Below are 15,525 nucleotides of genomic sequence, written 5' to 3'. Positions count from 1 at the left end.
GGGAAGAACCCTGCCAAGCAATTATTTGTCTGACAATAAAAAGATTGCAGCCCGAGATTGCCCCGGGCCGCATTTCACCACGTCAATTGCGGTGGCGCAGGGCATAAGCGACGAGGGCGGCGGTCGAACCATCCTTGTCGTCCGCGCTCTCTTCTCCGTCCACGATCGGCCCGAGTGAAGTGGCAAGTTCTTTGCCCAGCTCGACGCCCCATTGATCGAAAGAATTGATGCCCAAAAGAACGCCTTCGACGAACACCCGATGCTCATAGAGCGCTATGATCTGACCCAACACAAAAGGCGTCAGTTTGGGGTAGATCAAGGTGGTCGAAGGCCGATTGCCCGGAAACACCCGATGCCGCGCCTGACGATCAAGTTCATCGCCCTGCAAGCCTTTGGCAGCCATACGGGCGCTGGCTTCGTCGAAAGACCTGCCGCGCATCAAGGCCTCGGACTGGGCGAGGCAATTGGCCAGAAGCAGCCGGTGATGATGGGCCAGTTCAGGTTCGTGCCCTTCGACGGCGACCATGAATTCGCAGGGGATCACGTCGGTGCCCTGATGGATCAGCTGGTAGAAGGCATGCTGGCCATTGGTGCCCGGCTCACCCCAGACAACAGGCCCCGATGGCACTGTCAGTTCGCTGCCATCCATTGCGACCGATTTGCCGTTCGATTCCATCTCAAGCTGCTGGAAATAGGCCGGCAGGCGCAGCAGCCTTTGGTCATAGGGCAACACCGCGCGGCTCGCATGACTCAGCACCTGACGATGCCAGATCCCGACCAAAGCCAGCATAACCGGAACGTTCTCGGCCCAGTCGGCCGAGCGGAAGTGCAGGTCCATCGCTTGCCCGCCCCGCAGGAACGCATCGAACGCATTCGAGCCGATCGCGATCATCACCGGCAAACCGACAGGACCCCAGACAGAGTACCGCCCGCCGACCCAATCCGCGAATCCGAAAACGCGATCCTCTGGGATGCCGAAGGCCTGTGTTTTGTCCAACGCGCTTGAGACAGCGGCGAACTGCCTGGAGGGGTCTCCTCCGCCCTCGCTCATCCATGCCCGCGCGGTGCGGGCGTTGGTCATGGTTTCAATCGTCGTGAAGGTTTTCGAGGCCACGATCACCAGTGTCCGGGTCGGGTCCAACTGGCGCAACGTATCCGCGATATGCGCGCCATCGACGTTCGAGACATAGTGCAAACGCGGCCCATCATGGTAGGGCGACAGCGCATGGGTCGCCATCACCGGGCCCAGATCCGAGCCTCCGATGCCGATATTCACCACATCGGTAAAGCTGCCCCCTGCCCCGGCTACCGTGCCTCCGCGCACCTCCTCGGCGAAGACGCGCATCCGCTGCAAGGTGTCCAGAACGTCCGGCATGACATCCTGCCCATCGACCTCAACAGCGCCGCCGTCCAGATTGCGCAACGCCGTATGTAGCACAGCGCGATCTTCGGTCTCGTTGATCTTCTGGCCGGAAAACATTGCGTCGCGGCGCGCTGCCAGATCGGCTTGGTCACACAATTGGGTCAGAGCATCCCGGATCTCGCGGTCGATCTGCGTTTTTGAGTAGTCGAACAGCATATCTCCGGTTGAGGCAGTGAACCCGTTTGCTCGTTCCGCGTCCGTATCGAAAAGGTCGAGAATGCGCGCCTGTTGCGATGCTGCCAGAGCTTTGAGTCTATCCAGTTGCATGGCTCACTCCGCCCAATGCACGGTCATGCCGCCCAGAACGGCCGCGATCGGCGCCTCTTCGGGCGGCAGAGACATGGCCTTCTCCAGCGCTTCCCGCTTCTCGGCGCCGAAGATGATCAGATGTTTCGACAAGGCCCCATCTAGGACCGGAGCCGTCAGGGTGATGCGCGGTTCCGGCTGCACATCCGTCCGCGCCACGGCCAGTGTCGGCGCATTGCTGTCCAACGCCTCAGCCAACCCCAGCATTCCGGGAAACAGTGAGGCTGTGTGCATATCGCCGCCCATCCCCAACACCAGTACCGACAAAGGCAGCACTGGTGCGATCAATGACTCGATCTCTGGCAGAGCGTCCTCGGGCGCGGCCCCCGGCACATAAAGCGGCACGTATTGCGCCACCGAGGCGCGGTTGGTCAGAAGACGTTCGCGGATCAGACGCTCGTTCGAGCGGTCACTGTCCACAGGCACACAGCGTTCGTCGGTCGGCAGCACGCGTATCCGCGCCCAATCGAGATCTGCAGCGCAGAGGACATCAAAAACCGGCCCCGGAGTCGTTCCGCCCGGCACTGCAAGGGCCACCGTGTCGTCATGCAACAACGCGGCCTCCAATTCTCCGGCCAATGCGTTGGCCACGTCGATCGCCAACATGTCGCGGTCGGCATATTCCTGAATATTCATGGCTTGATTCCTTGCCAGTGGCGACCATCTCGTTTCATCAGCAGCTCGGCGTCGCCCGGCCCTGTGCTGCCACTATCATAGGGTTTGGGGACATCGCCCCGCGCCTGCCATCCGGCGATGATCGGATCAGTCCAGGCCCAGGCGGCCTCGACCTCATCACCGCGCATGAACAGGGTTTGGTTGCCCCGGATCACGTCCATGATGAGACGTTCATAGGCGTCAGGCGGATCCTGATTTTCGGGCCCGAGCGCCTCGGCAAAGCTCATGTCGAGCGGCACGTCGATCAGGCGCATTCCACCCTGCCCCGGTTCCTTGATCGTCACCTTCAGGGTGATCCCCTCATTCGGCTGCAACCGGATCGACAAGGCATTAGCGTGTCGCCCTGCTGCCTCGCCAAAGATCGAATGCGGAGCGTCCTTGAACTGCACGTTGATCACCGAGGACCGCGCCACCAGCTGCTTGCCGGTGCGCAGGTAAAACGGCGTCCCGGCCCATCGCCAGTTGCTGATATGCGCCTTCAGGGCCACGTAGCTTTCCGTGGTCGAGCGGGGATTGCCGACAACCTCACGGTAGCCCGCCCCATCGGCCTCGGCGAACTGCCCGCGTACAATATGGTGCGGCTCAACCGGGTCGAGCGCGCGGATGACCTTGAGCTTTTCGTCCCGCACCGCGTCCGGATCGAACTTGGCGGGCGGCTCCATCGCGATCAGGCAGAGCAGTTGCATCAGATGGTTCTGCACCATGTCGCGCATGGCTCCGGCGCGTTCATAATAGTCTTCGCGCCCTTTGACACCGACCGTTTCGGCCACGGTGATCTGGATGTGATCCACGTATTGGCTGTTCCAGAGCGGCTCAAACAGCATGTTGCCAAACCGCACGGCCATCAGGTTCTGGACGGTTTCTTTCCCCAGATAGTGGTCGATCCGATAGATCTGCCCTTCGTCGAAATGCGCCGCCAGCGTCGCATTCAAAACCCGCGCGCTGTCCAGATCGTGGCCAAAGGGTTTCTCTACCACGATCCTTGTATCCTCGGTCGCAAGCGCATGCGCGCGAATCCGTTCGGCCAGAGGGCCAAACAGGCTAGGACCAACCGAGAAATAGAACGCCCGCACCCGGTCCGGGGTCAATTTGCCTGCCAGCTCATCCCACCCGCCGGTTGAGAGGGCATCCATCTGGACGTAGTCGAGGCGCTGCAGGAACCCTTGCAGATTCTCAATCTCGCTGGACCGTCTGGGCGCATAGCTCCGCAACGACTCGGCCACGAGGGTCCGGAACGCATCCGTCGAAAGCTCACTGCGCGCAGCCGCAATGATGCGCGCGCTTTCAGGCCACTGCCCCGCGCAGAACCTGCGAAACAAGGCGGGCAGGATCTTGCGCTGCGCAAGATCTCCGGTGCCGCCGAAAATGACCAGATCGAACGGATCGACGGGAATGACTCGTGAAACCATGAGTTGTCCTTAACCTGCCCCTTAGGTCATGTCCAATGTTAGCGCAATCATTATGCTTATTTATGTTTCTTTTTTCCGTCGCATGACCCGAAAACGCCTCTTATTCGACTGGTCCAGCCAAAGTAATCCAAATCACTGAGGGACGCGGCGGTTTTCCGATATAGATGTAACAGGATCATTCCAGTTTGGGTTGTTGAGATGAACAAGTTTCTGTTTTTTCTGTTTGCATGTTTTGCCGCCCCGCTTTGGGCGCAAGAGCGTTTGGCGCTGGTGATCGGCAATGATCAGTACAACTCGGTCGTTGATCTGAAGAAAGCTGTCGCCGACGCCGAGGCGGTTTCCGACAAGCTGGAAAATCTGGGCTTTGAAACCATCCAAGGTCTCAACCTCGACCGGCGCGGTATGAACCAGAAAATCGCGGACTTCACCGCTCGGCTTGAGGCCGGCGATACCGCTTTTGTTTTCTTTGCCGGTCACGGCGTTGAGATCGACGGAGAGAATTATCTGCTGCCCACCGATATTGTCGCGCCCTCGTCCGGCGAGACCGATTTCGTGAAGTCCGAATCCATCGCCCTGTCGAACCTTTTGGACCGCGTCCGCGCCACCGGTGCGCGCACTTCCATCGCGATCATAGACGCCTGCCGCGACAATCCGTTTGAAACCGTTTCCGGGCGCAGCGTCGGGCGCACCCGCGGCCTCGGTCGCATCAACGCGCCTGAGGGTATGTTCGTGATCTTCTCAGCCGGGGCTGGCCAGATGGCGCTGGACCGCCTGAGCGATGATGAACCCGCGCAGAACTCAGTCTTCACCCGCGCATTGCTGCCGCGCCTGTCAGAACCGGGGCTTGAGCTGCGCAGCATGGTCTCGGACCTGCGTCGCGAGGTGCGCGACCTGTCCCGCACTGTTCAGCACACGCAAATCCCCGCCTACTATGATGAGTTGCTGGGAGAGTTCTATTTCACCCCAGCTGTCGCAACGGTTCCCCGGACCACACCAACGCCCCAAACAGATGATATGCGCGCAGATCTAGAGCTTGCGCGCTCGGTTGGGACGGTGACGGCGCTGGACGCATTTCTGGAGAAATACGAGGATCAGTCTGAGAACTACTCTTATGAGGTGGCTCTGCAGCTGCGCGACAGCCTTGCCTCGGTTGAGCTGCCAATCGAGACAGAGCGCACTCCGGCCCCCGAAGCCCCAGACACCCCGGTCATTTCAGATTCGCGCGAAGTGATGCGCGCCACGCAATCGGCCTTGAACGCACTGGGCTGCAGTGCCGGAGGCGCAGATGGTGTCGCCGGACCACGCACAAGACAGGCCTTTGCACGCTACCGCGACGCGAGCGCGTCGCAATTGGGGGCAGATGATTTGGGAACTCAGCACGCGCTGGAGGAGTTGCAGGGTAGAAGCGGCACGATCTGCAAGGTCGTCGCTGCACCGTCCCCCACACCGGCCCCTGCGCCGTCTGTGTCGGCGAGTGTGACGATGGCTGGCACCTGGCAGTTCAAGGCCACCTGCGCGGTGGTTGTCAAAGTGACCGGAACAGTGCGCTACTCTCATGCCGGTGGCAACAAATACACCGGAAGCCTCACCGACTCGCTGGGTCAAAAAGCCAACACGGTGATCTATGTGAATGACCAACAGATCAGCGGCACCGACTTTTTCCCCGGCATCACGGTTCAATGGCGCGGTCGTCTGGCTGAAGATGGCAACAGCTTCACCAGCTCGGGCTCAACCGGGTGTTCGGTCTACGCGTGGCGAGCGGGATAAGGCGTCAGTTCACGCGGAACTCACCCACCATATTGCGCCACTCCCCCGGGGCGATCATCTTGCGATGGGTGAACTTGACCGAGTGCAAAGGCCCCTCGATCTCTCGCTGCCAAAAGTCGATGAATTCGAACAGTTTCGGATGATCCGGCGCGAGGTCATAATCCTGCCAGATAAACGTATTCAGAACATGGATATAGTCAGGCATATGGTAGAAGAATTCCGCCGTCGTCAGACCGTATCCCTTCAGCATTAATTCGGTTTCGCTTTGCTGCATTCAGACCTCCGATTTCATTCAGGGTCTCTCCATTGTAGCAGCAAAACCACCTAGCATTTGGATAACAAGATGTTACCCGAGTGTTACTTTGGATTTTCACGCCCGGATTCGTTGCTTGCTTGCACCTTATGTGCTGGGTCTGATAGAGTGGAACCACAAAATATAGAGTCTGCACAAGAAACGAGCAGTTTACGTGAGCGATACGCCAGAAACACCTGAAAACATGGATGAAACCCCGCCCGAGCGCCCTGCCTATGACGGCCCGACGGTCTCCATCGAATCCGAGATGCGCACGTCCTATCTGGACTATGCCATGTCGGTCATCGTTTCCCGCGCGATCCCCGATCTGCGCGATGGCCTGAAACCCGTGCATCGGCGGATTTTGTACGCCATGCACGAGACCGGTAACACGCATGACAAGGCGTATCGCAAATCGGCCCGTCCGGTCGGCGATGTGATGGGTAAATACCACCCGCATGGCGACAGCGCGATCTATGACGCGCTGGTACGGATGGCGCAGGATTTCTCGATGTCGCTGCCGTTGCTGGACGGTCAGGGCAACTTTGGCTCGATGGACGGTGATAACCCGGCGGCCATGCGTTACACCGAAGTTCGGATGGACAAACCAGCTGCGTCCCTGCTGGCCGATATCGAAAAAGAGACGGTCGATTTTCAGGACAACTATGACGGCAAAGACAAAGAGCCGACCGTCCTGCCCGCCCGCTTCCCGAACATGCTGGTCAATGGTGCCGGTGGCATCGCCGTGGGTATGGCAACGAACATCCCGCCGCACAATCTGGGTGAAGTGGTCGACGCTACGTTGGCGCTGATTGACGATCCGGATCTGACCTCCGAGCAGTTGATCGAATACGTCCCCGGTCCAGATTTTCCGACTGGCGGCGTGATGCTGGGCCGATCCGGCGCGCGCAAAGCCTATCTGGAAGGTCGCGGCAGCGTCATCATCCGCGCCAAGACCCGAGTCGAGGAACTGCGCAAGGATCGCTACGCCATTGTCGTGGATGAGATCCCCTATCAGGTGAACAAAGCCTCGATGATCGAAAAGATTGCAGAAGCGGTGCGCGAGAAACGCATCGAAGGCGTAGCGCATGTTCAGGACGAATCCGACCGCAACGGCGTGCGTGTGGTGGTCGAGTTGAAACGCGACGCGACGCCTGAGGTGGTTCTGAACCAGCTCTATCGCTTCTCACCGATGCAGACCTCCTTTGGCTGCAACATGCTGGCCCTGAATGGTGGTCGGCCAGAGCAACTGACCCTGCGCCGGTTCCTGACATCCTTCATCGACTTCCGCGAAGATGTGGTCGCCCGCCGCACCGCCTATGATCTGCGCAAGGCGCGTGAGCGTAGCCATATCCTGTGTGGTCTAGCGGTGGCCGTGTCGAACGTGGACGAAGTTGTTGCTACCATCCGGTCGTCAGCCGACGCGGCCGAGGCGCGCGAAAAGTTGATGACCCGCCGTTGGCCTGCGGCTGAGATCGAAGGCTATCTGCGCCTGATCGACGATCCTCTGTCCAAGATGAACGACGACGGCACCTATAACCTGACCGAAGTTCAGGCCCGCGCTATCCTTGAGTTGCGCCTGCAGCGCCTGACCCAACTGGGCGTCAAAGAGGTCACGGATGAGCTGGAGCAACTGGCCGCCAAGATCAAGGAATACCTCGATATTCTGTCCTCGCGCGAGCGCATCATGTCGATCATTGGGGACGAACTGCGCGAAGTGCGCGATCAGTTCGCTGTCCCGCGTCGCACCGAGATCGTCGACTGGTCAGGCGACATGGAAGACGAGGACCTGATCGAGCGGGAAGACATGGTCGTGACTGTCACCTCGGGTGGTTACATCAAGCGCACGCCGCTGGCCGATTTCCGGGCGCAGAAGCGTGGCGGCAAGGGCCTGTCGGGGATGCAGACCAAGGAAGAGGACGTGGTCACCACCCTCTTCGTGGCCAACACCCATACGCAGCTGCTGTTTTTCACGACCGACGGGATGGTCTACAAGCTCAAGACGTGGCGCCTGCCGCAATCGGGACGGACCGGCAAGGGCAAGGCGATCGTCAACATCCTGCCGATCCCGACCGGAGTCTCCATCGCTGCGATCATGCCCGTGGATGTACCGGATGAGGAATGGGAGAACCTTCAGGTCGTCTTCGCCACTAGCGCAGGCACAGTGCGGCGTAACCGCCTGTCGGACTTCACCAATGTGAAGCGCAACGGCAAGATCGCCATGAAGTTCGAGGATGAGCATGCCGAGACGAAGCTGATCAACGCGCGCATCTGCTCGGAAGAGGATGATGTGATGCTGGTCACCAAATCCGGCCGTGCAATCCGCTTCCCGACGACCGATGTGCGGGTGTTCAACAGCCGCTCCTCGGTCGGTGTGCGTGGTGTGCGCCTCTCCGGCAATGACGAAGTGGTTTCGATGTCCGTCATCCGCCATTTCGATGCGACCTCGGATGAGCGGGCCGCATATCTCAAGATGCGCCGTCTGATGGCTGGCGTCACCGATGAGGCCGAGGGCGATGAGGATGAAGGCAATGCCGACAGCGTTCTGCCTCAGGAACGTTATGCCGAGATGTCGGCCGCGGAGAACCTGATCCTGACTATCACAGCGGGCGGTGCAGGCAAACTGAGCTCCAGCCATGACTACCCTGTCCGTGGGCGCGGCGGCATGGGCGTTGCCGCAATGGACAAGGCGATGCGCGGCGGCGAACTTGTCGCCTCGTTCCCGGTCGAGATTGATGACCAGATCATGCTGGCCACTTCAAAAGGTCAGTCGATCCGCGTGCCGGTCGATGGCATTTCCTTCCGGTCCCGCAGCGCCGGCGGCGTGCGGGTATTCAACACCGGTAAAGGCGAAGAGGTCGTCAGCGTCGCCTGGATCGCCGATCAGGGCGATGAGGACGAGGCCGAAGAATAATCTTTCGGCTAGAGCACATGAAACAGGCGCTAACCGGACCCGGGCAGCGCCTGTTTTGATTCAGTGCCCAATAGATCAGCCACAGCCCAGAGCCGATCCTGACCCCAAATGCTCTGACCGTCGACGTGGAAGCTGGGAACACCCCAAAGGCCAACGTCTTGCAGCCTGTTTTGGTTCTGCTCAACCCGCCGACGCCAAGTCTGTGATTTCAGCTCATCGCGCGCTTTGGCCCAATCCAGACCGGCGGCCCTGACAATATGGGATAGCCCCCTATCACTCGCCGCGTCCGCACCCTCGGACCAGACCGAGCGCATGAAAGCAGAACAAAACGTGGCCATCCGACCTTCGGATTCGGCGTAGTCGAACAACGCATAACCGCGCTCGACCCCCGCGCCCAGAGGGTCGCAGATACGGCCAAACGGGATACCCAGCCGCCGTGCCTCACGCGTGCAATCCCGAAGGATGTATCGGGATTTCGCCTTGGGCACCGGCAGGCCGCGCATCAGCATTGGCAACACTGGGCGCAGGATCAGTTCCGCGTTACATTGTTCTGCCAAGTGCTGAACCCGGTCAAAAGCCAGATAAGAATACGGGCTACGAAAGGAGAAAAAGAACTCCAGAGTTTTTGGGGTGTTCCCTTGGCGATCAAACACCAGCTCTGGGGGCGGCACCAGAAGGGGGCCGGTGCCCAGCCCGGCATTTTGCAACCTGTCTTCAAGATAGTGCAGTCGGTCCACACCCCAGTACCATTCGCCGCCATAGTAAAACATGCCGCCAAGGTAGTGCCCCATGGTACGCAACTCCTGATCCCCGGCGCGCAGGGAGGCGGTGGGATCACTCTGTTTCCCCGCAGGTAGATCCCTCCCGGCCCATTGAGCAGCGCTGATGGCTTTGAGATGTTGCGAGAAATCCGGATCTCCAAGATGGGCGGCCAGACGAGCGTTGACCTCTGGCGCTACACCATCCGCCTTCGGCGAGTCCAAACCCAGCTTTTGCGCCAAGCGCGACGCGTCCTTTAAGGCGTTCTCACGATGCGCTTTCGGGTCGGGAACCGCCTCGGATGGTGGGCCTGAGATCAAATGCGGGCGTAGCGCAGTGTCATAGCGCGCCTCAAATGCTGGCAAAATCTGCGCGGTCAGAGCGCAATACGGGTCTGACGCGTCGTGGAAATAGTGAACTTCGTGCTGCGTGCCACGCGCCCTACGGCCCAGATCATGCAGGCCACGACGCGCGTTTTGCAGACCTCGGCTGGTGATAATTTCGGCCAGCCGGGGCTTTACCAAAGATGTGAAGGGCACAGTCGTCTCCGCCAGGGTCAGATGCCCTACCCTAGCCACTCCCGCGCGGAATACCACGCGGGCACACGGCAACGTGAGTGGTCCGGGTTACAGCCCGTAGAGCGCACCGAATTTCTGCTCAAGATAGCTGAGCAGCGGGTCCGGCCCCGGTTCAACACCGCTTGCACGCTCAATGACCTCACGCGGGGCGTAGAGCCCACCATATTGCTGGACATTCTCACGCAGCCATGTGGTCGCGCCCGAGGTATCACCTTCGGCCAATTGGCCATCCAGCCCCGGCACGGCGCTGCGCAGCGCCTGATAGAGACACCCGGCATAGACGTTGCCCAGCGAGTAGGTCGGGAAATAGCCGAACAGACCCACGGACCAATGCACATCCTGCAGACACCCATTCGAGGGTTTATCGACCGCATAGCCAAAATCCGCCTTGAAGCGGTCATTCCACGCAGCCTCAAGGTCCGAGACCTGCAGGTCTCCGGTCATCAAAGCACGCTCCAGATCAAAGCGCAGCATGATGTGCAGGTTGTATTGCACCTCATCCGCCTCGGTTCGGATATAGCCGTTTTGGACGTGGTTCACAGTCGCGTAGAAGGCGTCGGCATCCGCGATCCCGAAATCTCCGAAGGCGTCGCGCATCTGGGTGAACAACCACCCGGTGAAGGCGCGCGAGCGGCCCAGCTGGTTTTCATAGATCCGGCTTTGGCTTTCATGCACCCCCATCGACACGCCCTGCCCCAGAGGCGTCAGCGCGTAATCGGGGTTGATGCCCTGTTCATAGGCGGCATGGCCGACCTCGTGAATGGTGGAGTAAAAGCAGTTGAACGGATCGGTTGCGCTGGTCCGGGTCGTGATCCGCACGTCCGAGCCACTGCCCGAGCTGAACGGATGCACCGCCTTGTCGACGCGGCCTCGGTTCAGGTCATAACCGAAAGTACGCGCCAGTTTTTGCGACAGGCGCATCTGTTCGGTTTCATCGAAAGAGCCGTCCAGCGCCTTTGGGGAGGGTCGATCCAGAACCGCCGCCCGCAGAGCCACCAAGCGGGGACGCATCTGATCGAAGATCTCAGCAATCTGGGCTCCGGTCGTATAGGGCTCATAATCCTCGACCATAGCGTCATAAACGTCACCGCCCTGCGCCAGTGCGGCCCCTTCCTCGCGTTTCAGCGCGACGACTTCTTCCAGCACGGGCAGGAAGGACGAGACATCCTCATCCGCGCGCGCCTGCGCCCATTTGCCTTGCGCAGCAGACGTGACCCGAGCAAGCGCCTTGGCCAGATCGGCGGGGACTTTGATGGTGCGTTCATAAGACCGGCGGATTTCACGCAGCTGGGCCTGACCAGAGGCATCACTCGCGTCGGCCTGGTCCAGCCATTCAGCCACGCGCGGGTCGGATTTGCGGGCGTGCAAAACGGCCTCGATCGCGGCCATTTCCTCGGCCCGTTGCGGAGCAGCTCCGCGCGGCATCATGGTTTCCTGATCCCAGCCAAGCCGGCCGGCAATCTGACCAAGGGCCGAGGTTTCACGTTGAAAGGCCATCAGGTCGTCAAAGGCGCTCATCGGGTCACGCTCCACGGATTGAGGTTGCAATGGGATAGCCGCTCAGGAACCGCGCACGCAGGATCAGGGTCCAGACCACGACGGCCATGAATTGGTGGAAAATGGCGATCTGCCAAGGGGCTGCGTAGACGACCGTGACGATCCCGACCACCACCTGCAGAGACAGGGCTGCAAAGGCTGCGTTGAAGGCGAAACGGGTCTGTGGATGGGCGCTGCCCTGCCCCCGACGCCAGACGATGATGGCGAAGATGAAAAGCAGATAGCCCGCGCAACGGTGGATGAACTGCACCAGTCCGGGGCTTTCGAAGAAGTTGCGCCACATCGGCTCCAGCATGGTAGCATCTGGCGGCAATAGCTGCCCACCGATCAGGGGCCAATCGGTGTAGGACCGCCCAGCGTCGATCCCGGCCACAAGCGCACCGATGAGTATTTGTAAAAAGGTGAAATGCAGGAGGCCGGTCGAGAGCGAGTACAGCTTCGCCTCTTTCGCGCGGCGCGCCTGCATCAGGTCACGCTCGTCCCGGCCCAGCTCAAAGATATACCACGCAAGGAACCCAAGGATCACGAAGGCCAAGCCCAGATGCGTCGCCAGACGATAGCTGGCAACGGCCGTCATCCCTTCGCCTTGCGTCACACCCGAGGCGACCATCCACCAGCCGACCGCGCCCTGAACGCCGCCCAAGGCACCGGGGATCAGCAGTTTGCCGGTCCAACCCGTGGGGATTTTGCGCGCGATCAGGAAGCCAAAGAAACCAAGCGCCCAGACCAGACCTATCAAGCGGCCCAGTTGGCGGTGGCCCCATTCCCACCAGTAGATGAACTTGAAATCATTCAGCTCCATCCACTGGTTCTGAATGCGCCACTGGTCGATTTCCTTGTACTTGTCGAATTCGGATTGCCAGTCGGCCTCGGTCATCGGCGGGATGGCCCCGGTGATCGGACGCCATTCGGTGATCGACAGCCCGCTATCGGTCAGGCGCGTCAGGCCCCCAACGGCGATCATAACAACGACCAGAGCGAACAGGATCATCAGCCACGCCCGGATCGCCTTGCGTGCCCCGCCCCGGCCCTTGTCGATCATACCGGGTTGAACGGCCTGTTGTTTTTCGGTGTCTGAGACTTCTTCGAAGATGCTGCGCTTTGCGCTCATGCTGTCCTCATATGTCCTGGATTTGGTCGCAAGCTCTGGATTTCGTCGCAAGCTAGGGCCAGTGAGGGGCAAGGTCCAGCCTTACCCTTTGTCTTTCCAACGGACCATCTGACGCATGACACCGTGCAACATCTGCACATCCGCCCGCGTCATCCGCATCCGCGACCACAGGTTGCGCAGATTGGTCTTCATGCCCTCGGCCTTTTCCGGCGGGTAGAAGAAACCGGCCTCTTCCAGCCGATCTTCATAGTGCTCAACCAGCTTCTCGACCTCGATCCCGGTCGCCCAGTCGCCCTTGCCCAGGTCGGTGGCCTCATGCACTACGTCACCGGTCTGACGCATCCACTCATAGGCGGTCAGCAGCACGCATTGTCCAAGGTTGAGCGAGGCATATTCCGGGTTCACAGGCACCGAGATGATGGCATTGGCCTTGGCGATATCCTCATTCTCAAGCCCCGCACGTTCGGGGCCAAACAGAACGGCGACCTTTTCACCCGCGGCTACCTTTTCAGCCGCGATCTGCATGGCGCGTTCCGGGCTGTAGACGGGCTTGGTCAGCCCACGTTGTCGTGCGGTGGTCGCAAACACAAAGGTTGTGTCAGACAGCGACCCCGCCAGATCGTCAAACAATTGCGCCTCATCCAGAAGCCGACCAGCACCGCTGGACATCGCTACTGCCTTCGGGTTCGGCCACCCGTCCCGAGGGGCCACGATCCGCATCCGGTCCAGCCCGAAATTCCACATCGCCCGCGCGGCGGCCCCGATGTTTTCGCCCATTTGAGGGCGCACGAGCACAAAGGAAGGCTGAGAGGTGTCACTAGGCATGTCTGTCTCCGAAAGTTCCGCATGCTCTAATCACCCAGCCCCATCAGGGCAACCCGATCCTCTTCTTCTGTTCGCAAATACCAGCTTGGTGGGCTTAAAAGTTTGCTTCCCGCGCTCAATCCGCTAAACCGCGCCAAAGAATGAAAGCGAAGGACGCGCTAATGGACACCCCCGAGCAGCCGCAGATCTATCTGATCACACCGCCGACCATCACGCTCAGCACCTTCCCTGACCAATTGGCGCGGGTTCTGGATGGGACCGAGATTGCCTGCATCCGGCTCGCTTTAGCTGGGAATGACGAGGACACGATCGCCCGAGCCGCAGATGCCTGCCGCGAGGTGGCGCATGCGCGCGACGTGGCCATCGTGATCTCGAACCACGTTCTACTGGCGCAACGGCTGGGGCTGGACGGCGTACATTTGGACGACGCAGCGCGCTCGGTTCGGGCTGCTCGCAAAGAGCTTGGCGCAGATGCGATTGTCGGCAGCTTTTGTGGGGCCTCCAGCCATGACGGCATGACGGCTGGCGAAGCAGGCGTCGACTATGTCGCCTTCGGTCCGGTCGGAGCGTCTTCTCTGGGCGACGGCACTCTTGCCGAAAAGGATCTGTTCCAATGGTGGTCGGAAATGATCGAGGTCCCGGTCGTGGCCGAGGGCGGCCTGACCCCAGACCTGATCCGCACTCTGTCCCCGCATACGGATTTCTTCGGCATCGGCGATGAAATCTGGTCGGCGGAAGACCCTACGGCCGCTCTGAACGACCTTCTGTCCCATATGGCTAGCTGAGTATCAGGGGCTCGGCCAACCAATAAACGGCAATTCCCGCAATCAGGATCGAGGCCAGAACCGATATCCGACCTCGCATCCTCTCAGATGCCCCGGAAATCAAAGCTGAGACCGCAAAAACTGCGGCGGCTATGGCGTAAAGCGCTACCAGTACTCCGCCCGCATAGCCGAATATCGCGGGCGGCAAATGATCCGGTGGCACCCCAATCGTCGCCAGCGAAGTGCTGAGCGCGATCCCACACAACAATCCGGCCCCGAAAACGGCCAGCAGACGGAATACGGTCAGACGCCTGAGAGCCAAATTCCACAGCGCCAAAACGAGGGTTGCGGCGGTAAGTGCCTGAGACGCGACTGCAGAGGGCAACGCAACCGCGCCGTAGACCGAAAGCGCCAGACCGAAGATCAGCCCGAAGGACACAAACAGCAACTGCGCCAACAGCGGACGCAGGCTGAGGGTCATAAAGACCAGCGGCAGAACAAGGACGATCTCGTGGTAGCCATGCGGAAGGATTCGGGTCAGCCCCTTTGGCAGAAACACCTGCAGCACCTGTTGCGGGCCAAGCGCAGCACCGCCTTGCAACGGGATCAGCGGGCTGACCTCTCCGGCGACCAGATAGCCCGTGTAGGGTGCGTTGACACGCTGTTGTTTCACGACGGCAGGCCCGTGCCCCTCGGGCCATGTTAGGCGCAGACTGGACACGCCTTCCGGCAGCGGCGTGGCCAGCAGCAGCTTTGAAAGGCGCTGAGTATCGGGATCCCCGACAATGGGAATGCGCACGCCCTCATAGGACAGGCGGGCCGGGCCTGCGAGTTCGACCTGCAGCGTCTCGGCCCAGTTTTTGACAAACGACCGGACCTCAGGCTCCAGCTCTGAGGAGACCCGTCGGCGCAACTCTCTGTACCGCGCGTCATCGGCAAAATCCGGGCGGGTTTCGGGGTCGACCCCGGCCAAGAACATCTCGGCATTCAACGTGACCTCAAGAAACAGAGTGTCTGCCTTCGTCCAGAACTCGACAATCGTCGGAGGGGTCTGCGCCTTCGCGGACCATGTCGAAAGGACCAGAAAAGCAGGCAATATCAGGAGGAAACGGAAAATACCGCTCATCTGCGACGCTCATCAATAA

General features: G+C 60.3%; 12 protein-coding genes. 3 read left to right on the top strand and 9 right to left on the bottom strand.

The genetic code is table 11. The features are described from left to right. Positions 1-82: 82 nt before the first annotated feature. The 3 genes from pgi to zwf are packed head-to-tail and all read right to left on the bottom strand — an operon-like array spanning position 83 to position 3,813. On the bottom strand, positions 83-1,690 hold the full coding sequence (gene pgi, locus ACR0C3_RS00750; protein ID WP_480756670.1) for a glucose-6-phosphate isomerase: 1,608 nt from the start codon (positions 1,688-1,690) through the stop codon (positions 83-85). 3 nt (positions 1,691-1,693) lie between these two features. Beyond that, the gene (pgl, locus tag ACR0C3_RS00745) at positions 1,694-2,365 is read right to left on the bottom strand and encodes a 6-phosphogluconolactonase (RefSeq protein ID WP_480564440.1); all 672 of its coding nucleotides are present in this window, start codon (positions 2,363-2,365) and stop codon (positions 1,694-1,696) included. Next, a complete protein-coding gene (gene zwf, locus ACR0C3_RS00740) occupies positions 2,362-3,813 on the bottom strand; it encodes a glucose-6-phosphate dehydrogenase (protein WP_170717901.1) in 1,452 nt (483 codons plus the stop codon). The genes pgl and zwf overlap by 4 nt, the downstream gene beginning before the upstream one ends. A 198-nt stretch (positions 3,814-4,011) precedes the next feature. On the opposite strand from zwf, the gene ACR0C3_RS00735 reads away from it, so the two are divergent. Beyond that, the gene (locus ACR0C3_RS00735) at positions 4,012-5,580 is read left to right on the top strand and encodes a caspase family protein (protein WP_480756668.1); all 1,569 of its coding nucleotides are present in this window, start codon (positions 4,012-4,014) and stop codon (positions 5,578-5,580) included. 4 nt (positions 5,581-5,584) lie between these two features. Here the strand turns inward: ACR0C3_RS00735 and ACR0C3_RS00730 are convergent, their stop codons facing one another. Next, positions 5,585-5,854 (bottom strand): usg protein, encoded by a 270-nt coding sequence (locus ACR0C3_RS00730; protein ID WP_480756667.1) that lies wholly within the window; start codon positions 5,852-5,854, stop codon positions 5,585-5,587. A 193-nt stretch (positions 5,855-6,047) separates the two neighbouring features. On the opposite strand from ACR0C3_RS00730, the gene gyrA reads away from it, so the two are divergent. Then, entirely contained in the window at positions 6,048-8,786 is a 2,739-nt protein-coding gene (gyrA, locus tag ACR0C3_RS00725) for a DNA gyrase subunit A (protein WP_480756665.1), read from the top strand. 29 nt (positions 8,787-8,815) lie between these two features. Here gyrA and ACR0C3_RS00720 read toward each other — a convergent pair whose 3' ends face one another. From ACR0C3_RS00720 to ACR0C3_RS00705, 4 genes are all read right to left on the bottom strand, one after another. Then, positions 8,816-10,084, bottom strand: a complete 1,269-nt coding sequence (locus ACR0C3_RS00720; RefSeq protein ID WP_480756664.1) for a DsbA family protein — start codon at positions 10,082-10,084, stop codon at positions 8,816-8,818. A gap of 87 nt (positions 10,085-10,171) precedes the next feature. Next, on the bottom strand, positions 10,172-11,641 hold the full coding sequence (locus ACR0C3_RS00715; RefSeq protein WP_480756663.1) for a carboxypeptidase M32: 1,470 nt from the start codon (positions 11,639-11,641) through the stop codon (positions 10,172-10,174). A gap of 4 nt (positions 11,642-11,645) precedes the next feature. Beyond that, on the bottom strand, positions 11,646-12,791 hold the full coding sequence (ctaA, locus tag ACR0C3_RS00710; protein WP_480756661.1) for a heme A synthase: 1,146 nt from the start codon (positions 12,789-12,791) through the stop codon (positions 11,646-11,648). An 81-nt stretch (positions 12,792-12,872) separates the two neighbouring features. Then, a complete protein-coding gene (locus tag ACR0C3_RS00705) occupies positions 12,873-13,616 on the bottom strand; it encodes an RNA methyltransferase (RefSeq protein ID WP_170373836.1) in 744 nt (247 codons plus the stop codon). A gap of 161 nt (positions 13,617-13,777) precedes the next feature. Between ACR0C3_RS00705 and ACR0C3_RS00700 the strand changes: the two genes are divergently transcribed. Then, positions 13,778-14,401 carry a thiamine phosphate synthase gene (locus ACR0C3_RS00700; protein ID WP_480756659.1) on the top strand — a complete coding sequence of 208 codons (624 nt, stop codon included), beginning with the start codon at positions 13,778-13,780 and terminating at the stop codon, positions 14,399-14,401. Here ACR0C3_RS00700 and ACR0C3_RS00695 read toward each other — a convergent pair. Next, a complete protein-coding gene (locus ACR0C3_RS00695; protein ID WP_480756658.1) occupies positions 14,394-15,506 on the bottom strand; it encodes a HupE/UreJ family protein in 1,113 nt (370 codons plus the stop codon). The two genes, ACR0C3_RS00700 and ACR0C3_RS00695, sit on opposite strands and share 8 nt — an antisense overlap. Positions 15,507-15,525: the final 19 nt, after the last annotated feature.

It is taken from the genome of Ruegeria sp. CK3, from assembly GCF_056536565.1.
This window is presented reverse-complemented; position numbering and strand designations above follow the sequence as displayed.

Bases quoted from the DNA above. Each gene is read 5' to 3' on its own strand.
- pgi (WP_480756670.1), bottom strand. From the start codon at position 1,690: ATGCAACTGGATAGACTCAAAGCTCTGGCAGCATCGCAACAGGCGCGC.
- pgl (WP_480564440.1), bottom strand. From the start codon at position 2,365: ATGAATATTCAGGAATATGCCGACCGCGACATGTTGGCGATCGACGTG.
- zwf (WP_170717901.1), bottom strand. From the start codon at position 3,813: ATGGTTTCACGAGTCATTCCCGTCGATCCGTTCGATCTGGTCATTTTC.
- ACR0C3_RS00735 (WP_480756668.1), top strand. From the start codon at position 4,012: ATGAACAAGTTTCTGTTTTTTCTGTTTGCATGTTTTGCCGCCCCGCTT.
- ACR0C3_RS00730 (WP_480756667.1), bottom strand. From the start codon at position 5,854: ATGCAGCAAAGCGAAACCGAATTAATGCTGAAGGGATACGGTCTGACG.
- ACR0C3_RS00715 (WP_480756663.1), bottom strand. From the start codon at position 11,641: ATGAGCGCCTTTGACGACCTGATGGCCTTTCAACGTGAAACCTCGGCC.
- ctaA (WP_480756661.1), bottom strand. From the start codon at position 12,791: ATGAGCGCAAAGCGCAGCATCTTCGAAGAAGTCTCAGACACCGAAAAA.
- ACR0C3_RS00705 (WP_170373836.1), bottom strand. From the start codon at position 13,616: ATGCCTAGTGACACCTCTCAGCCTTCCTTTGTGCTCGTGCGCCCTCAA.
- ACR0C3_RS00700 (WP_480756659.1), top strand. From the start codon at position 13,778: ATGGACACCCCCGAGCAGCCGCAGATCTATCTGATCACACCGCCGACC.
- ACR0C3_RS00695 (WP_480756658.1), bottom strand. From the start codon at position 15,506: ATGAGCGGTATTTTCCGTTTCCTCCTGATATTGCCTGCTTTTCTGGTC.